This is a genomic window from Rahnella sp. ATs2 (assembly GCF_051851855.1).
In the GTDB taxonomy this organism is placed as follows: Bacteria; Pseudomonadota; Gammaproteobacteria; order Enterobacterales; family Enterobacteriaceae; genus Rahnella; species Rahnella variigena.
The window spans coordinates 266,805-281,443 of record NZ_JBLYPL010000006.1 but is presented as its reverse complement, the minus strand read 5'-3'; the positions used below and the strand labels follow the sequence as shown (position 1 = coordinate 281,443).

The window sequence follows — 14,639 nt, the reverse complement described above, 5'->3', positions numbered from 1 at the left end:
GCGTTCACTCACTTGTATCGGATGGAAGGGTTGATGACGGCGTACAGCATGTCCACCAGCAGATTGATGAGGATGAACTCCAGCGAGAACAGCAGCACTTCTGCCTGTATCACCGGATAATCACGCATCTCAACGGAATCGACCAGCAACCGCCCTAATCCCGGCCAGTTGAAGACTTTTTCTACGACAATCGAGCCGCCAAGCAGGAAGCCAAATTGCAGCCCCATCATGGTGACCACCGGGATCATCGCGTTTCGCAGACCGTGTTTAACCACCACCACAGCCTCATGCACGCCTTTAGCCCGTGCGGTGCGCATGTAATCTTCCTGCATGACCTCGACAAATGAAGCGCGGGTAAAGCGGGCCATGATCGCCGCCACGGCAGCGCCAAGCGTTATGGAGGGCAGAATGTAATGCTGCCAGCTGTCAGCACCCACCGTCGGCAACCAGCCCAGTTCAACGGAAAAGATTTGCATCAGCAACATGCCCAGCGCAAACGCCGGGAAGGAAATACCAGAGACGGCCAGCGCCATACCAAGACGATCCGGCCAGCGGTTACGCCACACGGCAGACACCACGCCAATGACCAGCCCGAAAATCACCGACCACAGCATACTGGTCATCGTCAGCCAGAAAGTCGGCATAAAGCGGGAACTGATTTCATCAATGACCGGGCGTTTTGACACCATCGAGTGACCGAAATCACCGGTCAGCGCATTGCCAAAGAAAGTGAGGAATTGCTGATAAAGCGGTTTATCCAGCCCGAGATCCTGACGTACCAGCTCTACAACGCTGGCATCAGCGTCCTGTCCGGCCATCAGCCGCGCCGGATCGCCTGGCAGCAGATGCACAAATAAAAACACCAGCACCGCCACAATCAGCAGTGTCGGGATCAGTCCGAGTAATCGTTTTAAAAAATAATTAAGCATGATTCGCTGTCTGTGATTTCACGGTTCGACATCCATGTTCCGGACCCGGAACACACGAGTTCAGGGCGCGCACGCTGTGCGCCACACGCCCTGAAAGCTTCACCGCGTATTATTTCACGTCTGCATCATCAAAACTGAACGCCGTATCCGGCATCACATAAAACCCGGTCAGGCGTTTATTTTTCGCCGACACCAGACGTTCCGTCACCAGGAATGCCCACGGTGCATCAGTCCAGATTTGTTTCTGGGCATCGGCGTACAGTTTGGCTTTCTCAGCTTTGTCGGTGGTTTTCAGCGCGTCAGACAGGTCTTTATCCACCTGCGCATTGCTGTAGAACGCCGTGTTGAACTGCTTCGGTGGTGCAGCCTGCGTGGAGAACAGCGGCGACAGCGCCCAGTCTGCTTCGCCGGTAGACGCCGACCAGCCGGTATAGAACATGCGGATACCCGCCTCTTTCTGCCCGACGTTCTCAACCTGCGCGGCACGCTGCGCCGCATCCATGGCGGTGACTGTCACTTTGATACCGACCTGCGCCAGTTGCTGCTGGGTGAACTGCAACACTTTCTGCGCCGTGCTGTTATTGTGCGACGACCACAGCGTGGTGGTGAAACCGTCCGGATAACCGGCTTCTTTCAGCAATGCTTTAGCTTTAGCCGGGTCATACGGCCACGGTTTGAATTTCGCGGCGTATTCGATGCCCTGCGGCAACGGCCCTTCTGATGGCACCGCGTAACCGGCAAAGGCCACTTTGATCAGCGCCTGTTTGTTGATGGCATAGTTGATCGCTTCACGCACTTTGACGTTATCGAAAGGCTTTTGCGTCACGTTAAAACTGATGTAACGGTGCAGAATTGACGGCGCTGCGACCAGATCCAGCTTATCGTTTTTCTCCAGCAACGCGGCCTGCTCGTAAGGCACCGGGAACGCCAGATCCGCTTCACCGGTTTGCAGCATCGCGGCGCGGGTATTGTTATCCACGACAGGACGCCAGGTGATGGTGTCGAGTTTCGGCTCGCCTTTTTTCCAGTAACCGTCGAATTTCTTCACTTTCACGAAGTCGGTCTGGTTCCACTGTTCCAGCGTGTACGGGCCGGTACCGACCGGATGGAAGCCGATGTCTTTGCCGTATTTAGTCAGCGCCGCCGGAGAAATAATCACCGCAGAAGGGTGCGCCAGAATGTTGATGAACGCGGAGAACGGTTCTTTCAGCGTAATTTTCACCGTGGTGTCGTCCACCGCTTCGGTGCTGGCGATGTTTTTAAACAGGTTATAACGTTTGAGGTGGCTGTCCGGATTACTCGCGCGGTCAAAGTTAACTTTTACCGCCGCAGCGTTGAAATCCGTTCCGTCCTGGAATTTGATGCCGGGATGCAGTTTGATGGTATAAACCAGACCGTCTTTGCTGACCGTATAGCTGTCGGCCAGCACGTTTTCCAGCTTCATATCTTTATCAAAGCCAAACAGCCCCTGATAGAAAGATTTGGCCACCGCCTGCGACAAGGTGTCGTTGGCGTCATAAGGATCAAGCGAGGTGAAGTTAGAACCTACCGCGACAACCACGTCTTTTGCCGCCCAGGCAGACGCCGATGCCAGCGAACCGAAAACAGCGGCAGCGAGTACGGCCTGACGGACTACGTTCTTACCTTTATGTTTATGCTGATTCATATCAGTTCCTTTCCTGTCTTACCCGTTAAAAAGTGGCCCAAGATGAGCCACCATAAAAATTAGTAAACACCTGCAATGGCGTGCCGGGCAACAAAATGCCCTTCCGCCACCTGAACCAGCGGTGCGACAACCGGCTCATCATTAAGCGCACGAATCGGACTGGGAATTTCATCCACCAGCAGCGCCTGATCTTTGCGCTTATGACCCGGATCGGCCACCGGCACCGCCGCCATCAGTTTGCGGGTATACGGATGCTGCGGATTTTCAAACACCGCACGGCGCGAGCCGATTTCCACAATCTGACCGAGATACATCACGGCAACGCGATGACTAATGCGTTCCACCACCGCCATATCGTGTGAAATAAACAAAAATGCCAGCCCGAACTCTTTCTGCAAATCCATCAGCAGATTGACGATTTGCGCGCGGATCGACACATCCAGCGCCGACACCGACTCGTCAGCAATCACCACTTTGGGATTGAGCGCCAGTGCGCGGGCGATACAAATTCGCTGCCGCTGACCGCCGGAAAATTCGTGAGGATAGCGCTGCGCATGTTCCGGCAGCAGCCCGACTTTCTCCAGCAACCACGCGACGCGCGCTTCCGCCTCTGCGCCCTTTGCCAGGTTATGCACCAGCAACGGCTCCATAATCGAATACCCGACCGTCAGACGCGGGTCGAGCGACGCATAAGGATCCTGAAAAATAAACTGAATATCACGCCGCAGATGTTGCAGTGCGCTGCCGCTGATATCCGTCAGCGTCTTGCCATCAAAGGTGATGGTTCCGCCCTGACTTTTCACCAGTTTGAGCAACGAACGGCCAGTGGTGGATTTTCCGCAACCGGATTCGCCCACCAGCGCCAGCGTTTCGCCGGGATGTAAATCAAAACTGACTTTTTCAACCGCATGCACACGACGCGTCACGCGGTTGAAAATACCGCTGCGCAGGTCGAAACGGGTCACCAGATCACGCACCTGCAATATCGGCGGCACGCCGGGTGTCAGGGTGTTTTGAATCAGTTCGGGATCGTTTTCCTGCTGGTCGGGTGCAGGGAAGCGGGCGGGCAGTGGTTTACCGGCCATGGATCCGAGCTTCGGCACGGCCGCCAGTAACGTCTGCGTGTAGGGCTGTTGCGGCGTACGAAATATCGCGCCCGCTTCACCGGTTTCCACGCTGTTACCCTGATGCATGACCAGAACGCGATCGGCGATTTCCGCCACCACGCCCATATCGTGGGTGATGAAAATCACGCCCATGTGCATCTCTTTTTGCAGCACACGGATCAGCTGTAAAATCTGCGCCTGAATGGTCACATCCAGCGCCGTAGTCGGTTCGTCGGCAATCAGTAACGCCGGTTTACACGACAGCGCCATCGCGATCATCACCCGCTGGCGCATACCGCCGGAAAGCTGATGCGGATAGCTGTCGAGAATATTTTTGGCTTCAGGAATACGCACCAGATCCAGCATGCGTAAGGCTTCGGTACGGGCGGCGCGGTGGTCTTTATTCTGATGCAGACGGATAGACTCAGCGATTTGCTCACCTACCGGAAATACCGGATTGAGCGAGGTCATCGGCTCCTGAAATATCATCGCCATGTCCGCACCGCGCAGGCTGCGCATGGCGGGTTGCGTTGCTGCCATCAGATCAACGACTTCACCGTTACGACGGCGAAATTGCATGTCACCCTGGGTGATCTGCCCGCCGCCCTGCTCCACCAGACGCATCAGCGCCAGCGAGGTAACGGATTTACCTGAGCCGGATTCACCGACTATCGCCAGCGTTTCGCCGCGCTTCACGTGAAAACTGAGCTGATTCACCGCCGGGATGATGTGCCCTTCATGCGCGAACTGCACGCTGAGCTGGCTGACCGCCAGAACGTGGTCGGGAGGCAGAGTCAGGGAATGGGTCATGAGCGGTAAATACTGACGACAGGTGCTTCGCCCACGCGGGCAAAGCCGCGATACATACCTTCACTGTTGAAAGGCAGTTCCACGTTGCCAAATTTATCGACGGCGATCATCCCGCCGCTCCCGCCCAGTGGCAGCAATTTTTCCTGCACCACTTTGTGTGTCGCTTCTGCCAGCGTTAAACCGGCGTATTCCATCAGCGCCGCCACGTCGTAAGCAGCGACGGTACGCATAAACACTTCACCTGTGCCGGTGCTGGAAATCGCCACCGTATTGTTGCTGGCGTAACAACCGGCGCCAATAATCGGCGAATCACCGACGCGTCCGGCCTGTTTGTTGGTCATTCCGCCGGTCGATGTTGCCGCCGCCAGATCACCGAATTCATCTATCGCCACCGCGCCTACGGTGCCAAATTTACGTTCCGGATCAATCGGGTCGCCTGAAGCATTCAGAGTCGCCCCGTCGTGATCGAGCATTACGCCGGTATCCGCGGCGATGGCGCGCTGCAACTGGTCATAACGTTCCTGAGTGAAGAAATACGCTGGTTCCACCATTTCCTGACCATTGGCACGGGCAAAATCTTCTGCGCCTGCACCGGTGAACAGGACGTGCGGGCTGTTTTCCAGCACCTTACGGGCGGTCATAACAGGATTGCGGATATGGCTGACGCCGCAAATCGCACCGGCATCCAGCGTGCGGCCATCCATAATGCAGGCATCTAATTCATGCGTACCCTGATGGGTAAATACCGCACCTTTACCGGCATTAAATAACGGGCATTCTTCCAGCAGGCGCACAGCTTCAGTTACGGCGTCCAGTGCGCTGCCACCCGCGGCCAGAATCGCCTGCCCGGCACTGACAATCCTTTCCAGTTCGGCCAGGTAAAGTTGTTCTTTTTCGGCGCTCATTGCCGCACGGGTTATTGCCCCGGCACCACCATGAATAGCGATGACCGGACGCTTCTTGTTCGAAACGGAAGCCGCTGAATTATCAGTAGAAGAACTCATTAGCACTGCACCTTTCGATGTTGTATTTATGTATGGAAGATGTTGACCTGTTTTTTGACTATATTTAGCCCGCTACAGTATGTAAAGCAGAAATGCATCGCCACCAAAATGGCGCTAATTGCTTAGATTGTTTAGGAAAAACAAATGCTGCAATTGAATATACATGCGGGACAAATCACCAGAGAACAGCAATAATAAACGTCCTAATCGCGGCAAAAGCACCTCTGGATAAGCTTACCGCGACTTTTTATTTTCTCTTTTTAGGAAATCAGTTTATGGAAACTGTTTATAACCGCCCGCGTCTTAATGTGATTTCGTGGCTAAGTTACTTTTTTACAGGGGGACTCGTCTCCACTCTGGGTATTGTTATCGGGCCAGTCGCGACGGCTTTTAATAAAGATCCGGCCTTTATCGGCCTCATGTTCTCACTGATGAACATCGGTTTATTCCTGCCGATTATGATCAGTGGCATCCTGATGCGTAAGTTCGATCTGGGCAAGCAGCTGATCACCGGGTCAATTGTCACCATCCTGACCTGTATCGCGCTGTTCGTGATGCCGTCGATTACCCTGTTCGGCATCGGCGTTTTCCTGATTGGTGCGACAGCTGGCCTGATGATGTCGATTGGCAGCTATCTAGTTGTGCGTATTAATGACGACCCGAAAAAGCGTTCCGCCAACTTAATCTTCACCGACTTCTTCTTTGCGCTTTCCGGCATGACGCTGTCTCTGGTGCTCGGTTTCCTGTTCAAGCATGGCGCGAGCTGGCTGGCGATGTACGGCATCATGGGTACGCTGAGCGTGCTGATGATCCTGCTGTGTGTGGGTCAGAAATTCCCGACCGTTGCGCAGCCGGAAAAAGTGGCGAAAAGCGAGCGGGAAGCGAAAGAGCCGTGGGGCTTCGCGGCGTACGTGCTGTGTTTTGCCCTGTTCGCCTTCGTCTTCAGCGAACTGGTTTTCACCCTGTGGATGCCAAGCTGGTTGCATGAGCATTTCGGTCTGGACACTGACAAAGCGGCGATCTACATCACCACTTACTGGATGGTGAAAGCGATTGGCCTGTTCCTGAACCAGTTCACCGTGCGTTTTGTGAAACTGCGTACCTTCCTGTTTGCGTCGGCCATCGTCGGGTTAATCAGCCTGTTTGTGGTGACACACAACGAAAACACCACGCTGGTGATGATTGCGGTTGGCCTGTTCGGCTTCTGTAACTCCGGTATGTTCTCCGGCCTGATGAGCTACGGCAGCCTGCAGGTGAAAAACTCACCTCCTACGCTGACCTCTGCGCTGCTGACGACGGCTTCCGTCGGTACGCTGATTTTCGCTTCCTTCTCATCATTCATTTATCGCGAATACGGCCTGTTCTGGGCGCTGAATATCGCGACCGTATCTTACGTTCTGCTGGTGCTGGCGGTGATCATCGCCGGTGTGCGCAGTAAAGCGGAAAAAATCCACCGCGAAATGGCGGCATAACATTTACTACGCATAAATTCATGCATAAAAAAGGGAAGGCATAAAAGCCTTCCCTTTTCTTATTTAGCTGCGCCTTTAAAGCTGCGGGCAGCGCTGCAAACTGTTTAGCCAGGATGTTTCAGGCTGAGCGGCCAGACGACGCGCGCGTCCATGGCGGCGTAAAATCAATCCCTTGTCCTGCATTTCACTCAAATCACGTCGGATCGTTTCAAGACTCACATCCAGCGATTGTGCCAGTTCGCTAACCTGTAACACTTCATGTTGTTCTACCAACTGAAGGATGGCCTGATGGCGATTTTTTTTAAGCACCGGTTATTCCTGTGTATATGACAGATATGTGACACAAATCACAAATAACGGTAACTATGATAACCGCGTTACATCCGTATTTTTGGGATCGATCTCAATTTTTCAGAAATCCCCACGAAGTTTTTACGCCTTCAGCGATTTTTGGTTCGTCCCGATTCTCTGTCATACTATGCTCATGCCCCATTTTCCCGTCCGTCGCCGGTGAGTACGCCCGCGTGGCCGGGCTGAATCACTAAGGAATTTTGATGGAATTCAACACTGCAGGCTTGATCTCACTTCAGGAAGCGCTGGATAAAATGCGCGCTTACGTTCCGAAAAAAACAGCGCAGGATGCCGAATCGCTGCCACTGGCAACCGCCGCTGGCCGTATTACTGCGGCACCGGTGCTTTCCCCGATTTTTGTCCCGCCTTTTGATAACTCCGCGATGGACGGTTATGCCCTGCGCATTGAAGACCTGCACGAGGGTGCCGTCCTGCCGGTGGCGGGAAAAGCCTTTGCCGGCGCGCCTTTTCATGGCGAATGGCCTGCCGGAACCTGTATCCGCATCATGACCGGTGCGCCGGTTCCGGCCGGTGCCGACACAGTGATCATGCAGGAACAGGCAGAAGTTTCAGACGCGGGGATACGTTTCACTGCAACGGCGCAAAAAGGCCAGAATATCCGCCTGACCGGAGACGACATTAAGCAAGGCGACAGCGTTTTGCCTGCTGGCGTGCGTCTGGGTGCAGCAGAATTACCGCTGCTGGCGTCCCTTGGCGTGACTGAAGTACAAGTCTGGAAGCCGCTGAAAGTCGCCGTATTTTCCACCGGTGATGAGCTACAACCTGTCGGTACGCCTCTGCAGGAAGGCCAGATTTATGACACGAACCGGTTTGCCGTGCGTCTGATGCTGGAGCAACTCGGTTGTACGGTGCTGGATTTAGGCATTATCCGCGACGATCCGCAGGCATTGCGTAAAGCGTTTGAAGAAGCCAATGAATTTGCCGATTTGGTAATTTCCAGCGGCGGTGTTTCCGTCGGTGAGGCCGATTACACCAAACAGATGCTGGACGAACTGGGCGAAATTGGTTTCTGGAAACTGGCCATGAAACCGGGCAAACCGTTTGCTTTCGGAAAACTGAAAGACAGCTGGTTCTGCGGACTGCCGGGTAATCCGGTGTCGGCTGCACTGACGTTTTATCAGCTGGTTCAGCCATTTATCGCTCAGCTTTCCGGTCACAGTGCCTGGCAGTTCCCGCCACGTCTGAAAGCGAAAGCCGTAACGCCGCTGAAAAAATCGCCGGGACGCCTCGATTTCCAGCGCGGTATTTTCAGCACCAATGCAGAAGGTCAGCTGGAAGTGCGCACTACCGGCCATCAGGGATCGCACGTCTTCAGCTCATTCAGCCAGGCTAACTGTTTTATCGTGCTTGAGCGTGAACGCGACAATGTTACGGCTGGCGAAATCGTTGAAGTCGAGCCTTTTAACGCGCTGCTGCGGAGCTGAACATGGCGACTCTGCCGGAACTGACGGACGCTGAAACCCTGCGCTATAACCGCCAGATAGTACTGAAAGGGTTTGATTTTGATGCGCAGGAACAGCTGAAAGCCAGCCACGCGCTGATTGTCGGGCTGGGAGGTTTAGGCTGCGCCGCCGCGCAATATCTGGCGGCGGCAGGCACCGGCACATTAACGCTGCTGGATTTCGATACGGTATCGCTCTCAAACCTGCAACGCCAGACGCTGCACACTGACGCGCGGATCGGGATGCCGAAAGTCGACTCCGCCGCCATAGCGCTGGCGGCAATCAATCCGCACATCCGCTTAAATCAGGTAAATGCTCAGGCGGATGACGATTTATTACGCGAACTGATCGCCGCCTGCGACGTGGTGGTGGATTGCACCGACAATGTCACGACGCGTAATCAGCTGAACAGTGAATGTTTCGCGCAGAAAAAACCGCTGGTCTCCGGCGCCGCTATCCGTATGGAAGGTCAGCTCAGCGTATTTACCTACCAGCCGCAGGAACCCTGCTATCGCTGCCTGAGCCGGTTATTCGGTGAAAATGCACTGACCTGCGTGGAAGCTGGCGTCATGGCCCCGCTGGTCGGCACCATCGGCAGCTTGCAGGCGATGGAAACCATCAAACTGCTGACAAAATTTGGCGAAACCCCACGCGGAAAACTGCTGATGTTCGACGCCATGACGTTGCAGTTTCGCGAAATGAAACTGATCAAAGATCCGCATTGTGAAGTGTGTGGTGATTGTTGAATCGGTAAATCCAGACACAAAAAAACCGCCTTTATCGGCGGCGGTTTTTAAATAATAAGAACCTCTAAATCATTCGAGTTGTATCCAGGCGGCAACTGAACAAATCCCCGGGAGCATACATCAGTATGTGACCGGGGTTTGTGAGGAAAGCCAACGCAGAGACAGCTTGAAGGATGACGAGGTTTAATTGATGCCCTGGCTACGCAGGTAATCTTCGTAGTTACCAGAGAAATCAATCACACGGGTCGGTGTCATTTCCAGAATACGCGTTGCCAGTGAGCTGACGAATTCACGGTCGTGGGAAACGAAGATCAGCGTTCCTTCGTACATTTCCAGCGCCATGTTCAGTGACTCGATGGATTCCATATCAAGGTGGTTGGTTGGTTCATCCATAATCAGGATGTTTGGACGTTGCATCATCAGTTTCCCGAATAACATACGACCTTTCTCACCACCGGAAAGCACTTTCACTTTCTTCTTGATATCGTCCTGACCGAACAGCAGACGGCCTAACACACCGCGTACAGCCTGCTCATCGTCTTTCTCGGATTTCCACTGGCTCATCCAGTCGAATACGTTCAGGGTATCGTCGAATTCGTATTCGTGATCCTGCGCGTAATAACCGATTTTAGAGTTTTCAGACCATTTCACTGAACCGCTTTCAGGCTCATGCTCACCGACCAGCGTTTTCAGCAGGGTCGATTTACCGATACCGTTGGCACCCAGAATCGCGACTTTCTCGCCGACTTCCAGCATCAGGCCGAGGTTTTTAAACAGCGGACCGTTGTCGAAACCTTTGGTGATCTTTTCCACTTCCAGCGCATTACGGAACAGTTTTTTGTCCTGCTCGAAACGCATGTAAGGGTTCTGACGGCTGGATGCTTTGATTTCATCGAGCTGAATTTTATCAATCTGACGGGCGCGGGACGTTGCCTGTTTAGATTTAGAGGCGTTGGCGCTGAAGCGGCTAACGAACGATTGCAGTTCAGCAATCTGCGCTTTCTTCTTGGCGTTATTAGCTGTCAGAAGCTCACGAGCCTGCGTTGCCGCCGTCATGTATTCATCGTAGTTGCCCGGATAAACACGCAGTTCGCCGTAGTCCAGATCCGCCATGTGCGTACACACCATGTTCAGGAAGTGACGGTCATGCGAAATGATGATCATGGTGCTGTTACGTTCGTTCAGCACCTGCTCCAGCCAGCGAATAGTATCGATGTCCAGGTTGTTCGTCGGTTCGTCGAGCAGCAGAATTTCCGGGTCGGAGAACAGTGCCTGCGCCAGAAGCACACGCAGTTTAAAGCCCGGCGCGATTTCGCTCATCGGACCATAATGTTGCTCAACAGGAATGCCTACGCCCAGCAGCAGTTCGCCGGCACGGGATTCTGCACTGTAGCCGTCCATTTCACCGTAAGCGACTTCCAGATCAGCCACTTTGTAGCCGTCTTCTTCGCTCATTTCCGCCATGGCGTAAATGCGGTCGCGCTCTTCCTTCACTTCCCACAATTCGGTGTGGCCCATGATCACGGTGTCCAGCACGCTGAACTGTTCGAAGGCGAACTGATCCTGGCGTAATTTACCCAGACGTTCGTTCGGATCAAGAACGACGTTACCGCCAGAAGGCACTAAATCGCCACCGAGGATCTTCATGAAAGTGGACTTGCCACAACCGTTCGCGCCAATCAGGCCATAACGGTTACCGCCGCCAAATTTCACGTTAATGTTTTCAAATAACGGCTTGCTGCCGAATTGCATGGTGATGTTGTAAGTACTTAGCACAACGCTCGCTCTTAATTGGGAAATGTGATTTGGCGCGCATTATGCCACAACGGCGCGTTGGGATCGCCTCCCCTTGTGTACATTTTTCGCGCAATAGCTAAAAAAGTTCCCTGCACACTCAATGATCGTTGGGAAATAAAAACAAAAAACCCGACATAAGCCGGGTTTTACAGGTCAGATTCGGGGATCAGAAGTTGTAGCCGATCACGCCGTAGTAACCCCAGCCGGTGGACTTCACATCGAAGTTACCGTTGCCGAAGTTCAGCTCTGCGCCGTCAGCCCACTGGCCGCCGTTGTGGAAGTAACGCGCCACGAACGAGTAATGCCAGTGCGTGTAGTTCAGGGACAGAATATGGCTTGAGGCGATAGAGTTGTTGGAACGTGCTTTGTTGCCGTTCACGTCACGCATATCGTCATCACCGAGTGAGGAGCCCCAGTCGAAGTTGGTGAACCCGATGTAGCTCAGGTTGCCACCCCACAACTGTGTCAGCGGAACAAAGTATTTCACTTTGAAACGGTAACCGTCCCAGCTGTTTTCGTTGGCAGCGTTGTAGTTTTCCCACTGGTATTTTGCATACACGTTCAGAGACAGGCTCATCGGCAGGCCGGTATCAATATCGGTGCCCAGACCCATGTACCAAGTGTTCTGACGGTTTTCGCTGTCCGGCCCCATATCGTAGATATAGTTGTTCGCGAAATACCACTCTTTGAACGGGCCAAAGCTCAGATCAGTGCCGGTCAGCTTATCAATAGAGAAACGCGGTTCGATTTCCATAAACAGCGGAGAACCGTTTTTATCCCAGATACCGGTGTCGTTACCGTTACCGGCGCCGAAGGTTTTAGGAATATCGATATAGCCGTAGAAATCAAACCAGTCTTTGTGCGCAAACGCTTCATATTCAAGGTAAACATCGTTACGCAGTGTCGGCCCGAAACGGGTATCTGCGCTGCCTACGACGTTAACACTCTGGTGCCACCAGTCAGAAACAAATTCGCCCTTGCTATCATCAGCGAGCACGGTCGCGCTGTAGGACAAAGCCATCAAAGCGCCTGCTGCAATAATTTTATTTTTCATATTTATACCAGAAGCGGGGGTGGGACAACGCCTTGCCACTTTCAGACGTTGCATAAAACAAACCCTAAAACTGTGATCCGCAACCGATTGCTGCACATAGTGCATAAAACCTGCAATTTCCAGTTACTTCCTACAAGAGTCGACTTTTCTTAGCTAATAAATAGATTTGGTCAAGGTTTGTCAATTTCTGTTTCATTCTGATACATCCCGAATGTGATATTGATCACACATATGTTTCGGGTTTATTTCATTCACGTGATCCGGGGCCAGAAAAAAACATCGTTCATAAAATGAACATTCGTTATTTGTCATGCTATAGTAATGACAAATAACGGTACGGAGGAACGCAGTATGAATTCAAAAATTTCCGGGCTGTCTTCCAGCCTTTTGCAAAAACCTGCAACCCCGCTTTGGCAATCTGCGGGACTTCCCGCAAGCAGCGGAATTAGTTTGATTAATGCCATACAAAAGGGATTTCCGGTTGATAGTATCAGCCGTCTTAATACTGAGCTGGGATGGCCGAAAATGGTGTTACTGGAAATAATGGGGATTAACGAACGTAATTATGCGCGTCGTAAAGCCGGGAACGGATTGCTGAAAAGTGAAGAGAGCGAGCGAGTGGCGCGGCTGGTACGCATCGTAGATGCTGCCACCGATTTGTTTGAAGGGGATCGTGTCGCTGCGCTCGAGTGGTTTACCCGCCCTGCTCCGGCACTGGATGGCTCACGTCCGCTGGAACTGTTGTCCTCTGAAGCGGGTGCGGTGGAAGTCAGCCGGTTGATTGGTCGTCTTGAGCACGGTGTTTTCAATTGAAGCTGTTTCGTATCGTGCAAACCCGCCATCTGGCGACAGCCTGGTCGGGCGCAGGTGCACAGCTTTATGGCGGGCGCTGGAATCCGCCGGGCAGACCGGTGGTTTATGTCACCACCAGTATTTCGCTGGCGATCCTGGAAATCCTGGTGCATTTGCAAAACAGTATGCTGATGCGGTCGTATACCTTGCTCAGTATTGAAGTGCCGGAGGAACTGCTGGATACGCTGGAAGTTTCCGAACTGGCATCTGACTGGCGGAGTGCATCGCCGCCGGACAGCACACAACGTCAGGGTGACGCCTGGCTCGAGGAAGGTGATTATGTCGGGCTGAAAGTGCCGTCGGTCATTGTGCCGTCGGAATACAACGTGTTGCTGAATCCGCAGCATCCGGCTTTTGTCGATTTACTGAGTTCAGTAGAACGCGAGCCGATGATATTTGACCCGCGCCTGCAATAGCCACTATTACAGAAACGGGTCTTTTTACTTTCAGAGATTATTCCGCTTTCCGGTTACTGCGATATATCAGCGCCAGCGCAATAATCAGGCAGGGAATAGCCGCCAGCCGGTGCCATGACAACGCAATTTGCGGATTATCCAGCCAGCCGAAATTATCGATCAACATCCCCATACTCAGCTGTCCGAGGATGACTGCAACAGTCGCCGCTGCAGTACCGACACGCGGGACGGCAGTTACCATCACAATGATATAAGGCACACCAAATAACGCCCCCGCAAGTTGCCATTTTGGTACCGTCAGTAAGGTTTCCGGTTGCGGTGTTTGCAGGAATAACACCAGCACGGCAGTAATTGCTGCGCCGACGCTGAATGTCAGAAAGGCGCTTTTCAGCACACCGACCTTTTCCCCTAACTGCCCGTTGACTGCCGCCTGCATACTCAGCGCAGCACCTGCGACAATCGCAAGAATAATCATAATCATTTCAGTCATGTTTCAGCCCCAGGCAATCAGAATAAGTGCAGCAACGATAAACAGCAGAGCCAGCAGGCGTTCACCGCCGACTTTCTTATGCGGCGTACCAAACCAGCCGTAATGGTCGATCAGCACACTTTTCGCCACCTGCCCTGATAAAATCGCAATCATTGTCATGCCGATACCAATGACCGGTGTCGCGAGGGTCAGCACCACGACATACACGGGACCGAGCACGCCACCCAGCAGTTTCCAGCCCGGTTGTTCTGTGAACGACGGCGCATTACGCGGGCTAAAAAACAGCACCAGCAAACCGGTCAGTACCGCACCGACACCGAAAATACTCAGTGTTGCCCACAGATGCCCGACTTCTGTTCCCAGCGGACCAATCAGTCCTGCCTCCAGCGACAGCCCCATCCCCGCCAGAATGACCAGCGGAATTAACATCAGATTCATTTTTACCCTGCTTTTTGTTTTTTGAGAGGCGGCGACTATAGCGTG

At 53.2% G+C, this 14,639-nt stretch carries 14 protein-coding genes; 5 read left to right on the top strand and 9 right to left on the bottom strand.

The features are described 5' to 3' along the window. Window positions 1-8: 8 nt before the first annotated feature. The 4 genes from gsiC to ACJY2G_RS08420 all read right to left on the bottom strand — a co-directional run bounded on the left by gsiC (window position 9) and on the right by ACJY2G_RS08420 (window position 5,515). Entirely contained in the window at window positions 9-929 is a 921-nt protein-coding gene (gene gsiC, locus ACJY2G_RS08435; protein ID WP_439291641.1) for a glutathione ABC transporter permease GsiC, read from the bottom strand. A gap of 109 nt (window positions 930-1,038) precedes the next feature. Continuing rightward, a complete protein-coding gene (gene gsiB, locus ACJY2G_RS08430) occupies window positions 1,039-2,595 on the bottom strand; it encodes a glutathione ABC transporter substrate-binding protein GsiB (RefSeq protein WP_120163921.1) in 1,557 nt (518 codons plus the stop codon). A gap of 59 nt (window positions 2,596-2,654) precedes the next feature. After that, complete coding sequence (locus ACJY2G_RS08425; RefSeq protein WP_439291640.1) at window positions 2,655-4,511, bottom strand: dipeptide ABC transporter ATP-binding protein; 1,857 nt, start codon at window positions 4,509-4,511, stop codon at window positions 2,655-2,657. Further along, window positions 4,508-5,515 carry an isoaspartyl peptidase/L-asparaginase family protein gene (locus tag ACJY2G_RS08420; protein ID WP_439291639.1) on the bottom strand — a complete coding sequence of 336 codons (1,008 nt, stop codon included), beginning with the start codon at window positions 5,513-5,515 and terminating at the stop codon, window positions 4,508-4,510. The genes ACJY2G_RS08425 and ACJY2G_RS08420 overlap by 4 nt, the downstream gene beginning before the upstream one ends. Window positions 5,516-5,790: 275 nt before the next feature. Between ACJY2G_RS08420 and tsgA the strand changes: the two genes are divergently transcribed. Then, window positions 5,791-6,987, top strand: coding sequence for an MFS transporter TsgA (gene tsgA, locus ACJY2G_RS08415; protein WP_120163924.1), 1,197 nt, complete (start codon window positions 5,791-5,793; stop codon window positions 6,985-6,987). Window positions 6,988-7,062: 75 nt separating this feature from the next. Here tsgA and ACJY2G_RS08410 read toward each other — a convergent pair whose 3' ends face one another. Further along, a complete protein-coding gene (locus ACJY2G_RS08410) occupies window positions 7,063-7,296 on the bottom strand; it encodes a DeoR family transcriptional regulator (RefSeq protein ID WP_013574728.1) in 234 nt (77 codons plus the stop codon). Between the two features lie 245 nt (window positions 7,297-7,541). Between ACJY2G_RS08410 and moeA the strand changes: the two genes are divergently transcribed. Continuing rightward, entirely contained in the window at window positions 7,542-8,783 is a 1,242-nt protein-coding gene (gene moeA, locus ACJY2G_RS08405; protein WP_113877513.1) for a molybdopterin molybdotransferase MoeA, read from the top strand. A gap of 2 nt (window positions 8,784-8,785) precedes the next feature. Further along, complete coding sequence (moeB, locus tag ACJY2G_RS08400) at window positions 8,786-9,547, top strand: molybdopterin-synthase adenylyltransferase MoeB (protein ID WP_439291638.1); 762 nt, start codon at window positions 8,786-8,788, stop codon at window positions 9,545-9,547. A gap of 183 nt (window positions 9,548-9,730) precedes the next feature. Here moeB and ACJY2G_RS08395 read toward each other — a convergent pair whose 3' ends face one another. Beyond that, on the bottom strand, window positions 9,731-11,323 hold the full coding sequence (locus ACJY2G_RS08395) for an ABC-F family ATPase (protein WP_112291487.1): 1,593 nt from the start codon (window positions 11,321-11,323) through the stop codon (window positions 9,731-9,733). A 187-nt stretch (window positions 11,324-11,510) separates the two neighbouring features. Further along, window positions 11,511-12,398, bottom strand: a complete 888-nt coding sequence (locus ACJY2G_RS08390) for a nucleoside-specific channel-forming protein Tsx (RefSeq protein ID WP_112291485.1) — start codon at window positions 12,396-12,398, stop codon at window positions 11,511-11,513. Window positions 12,399-12,749: 351 nt separating this feature from the next. On the opposite strand from ACJY2G_RS08390, the gene parS reads away from it, so the two are divergent. Then, entirely contained in the window at window positions 12,750-13,211 is a 462-nt protein-coding gene (gene parS / locus ACJY2G_RS08385; RefSeq protein ID WP_112291482.1) for a type II RES/Xre toxin-antitoxin system antitoxin, read from the top strand. Beyond that, complete coding sequence (locus tag ACJY2G_RS08380; protein WP_113877510.1) at window positions 13,208-13,666, top strand: RES family NAD+ phosphorylase; 459 nt, start codon at window positions 13,208-13,210, stop codon at window positions 13,664-13,666. The genes parS and ACJY2G_RS08380 overlap by 4 nt, the downstream gene beginning before the upstream one ends. Before the next feature lie 37 nt (window positions 13,667-13,703). Here ACJY2G_RS08380 and ACJY2G_RS08375 read toward each other — a convergent pair whose 3' ends face one another. Both ACJY2G_RS08375 and ACJY2G_RS08370 read right to left on the bottom strand, forming a co-directional pair. Next, the gene (locus tag ACJY2G_RS08375; RefSeq protein ID WP_112291479.1) at window positions 13,704-14,156 is read right to left on the bottom strand and encodes a DMT family transporter; all 453 of its coding nucleotides are present in this window, start codon (window positions 14,154-14,156) and stop codon (window positions 13,704-13,706) included. Between the two features lie 3 nt (window positions 14,157-14,159). Beyond that, a complete protein-coding gene (locus ACJY2G_RS08370) occupies window positions 14,160-14,594 on the bottom strand; it encodes a DMT family transporter (protein ID WP_112291477.1) in 435 nt (144 codons plus the stop codon). Window positions 14,595-14,639 lie beyond the last annotated feature (45 nt).

Bases quoted from the DNA above. Each gene is read 5' to 3' on its own strand.
- ACJY2G_RS08390 (WP_112291485.1), bottom strand. From the start codon at position 12,398: ATGAAAAATAAAATTATTGCAGCAGGCGCTTTGATGGCTTTGTCCTAC.
- ACJY2G_RS08375 (WP_112291479.1), bottom strand. From the start codon at position 14,156: ATGACTGAAATGATTATGATTATTCTTGCGATTGTCGCAGGTGCTGCG.
- gsiB (WP_120163921.1), bottom strand. From the start codon at position 2,595: ATGAATCAGCATAAACATAAAGGTAAGAACGTAGTCCGTCAGGCCGTA.
- parS (WP_112291482.1), top strand. From the start codon at position 12,750: ATGAATTCAAAAATTTCCGGGCTGTCTTCCAGCCTTTTGCAAAAACCT.
- ACJY2G_RS08425 (WP_439291640.1), bottom strand. From the start codon at position 4,511: ATGACCCATTCCCTGACTCTGCCTCCCGACCACGTTCTGGCGGTCAGC.
- tsgA (WP_120163924.1), top strand. From the start codon at position 5,791: ATGGAAACTGTTTATAACCGCCCGCGTCTTAATGTGATTTCGTGGCTA.
- ACJY2G_RS08370 (WP_112291477.1), bottom strand. From the start codon at position 14,594: ATGAATCTGATGTTAATTCCGCTGGTCATTCTGGCGGGGATGGGGCTG.
- gsiC (WP_439291641.1), bottom strand. From the start codon at position 929: ATGCTTAATTATTTTTTAAAACGATTACTCGGACTGATCCCGACACTG.
- moeA (WP_113877513.1), top strand. From the start codon at position 7,542: ATGGAATTCAACACTGCAGGCTTGATCTCACTTCAGGAAGCGCTGGAT.
- ACJY2G_RS08420 (WP_439291639.1), bottom strand. From the start codon at position 5,515: ATGAGTTCTTCTACTGATAATTCAGCGGCTTCCGTTTCGAACAAGAAG.
- moeB (WP_439291638.1), top strand. From the start codon at position 8,786: ATGGCGACTCTGCCGGAACTGACGGACGCTGAAACCCTGCGCTATAAC.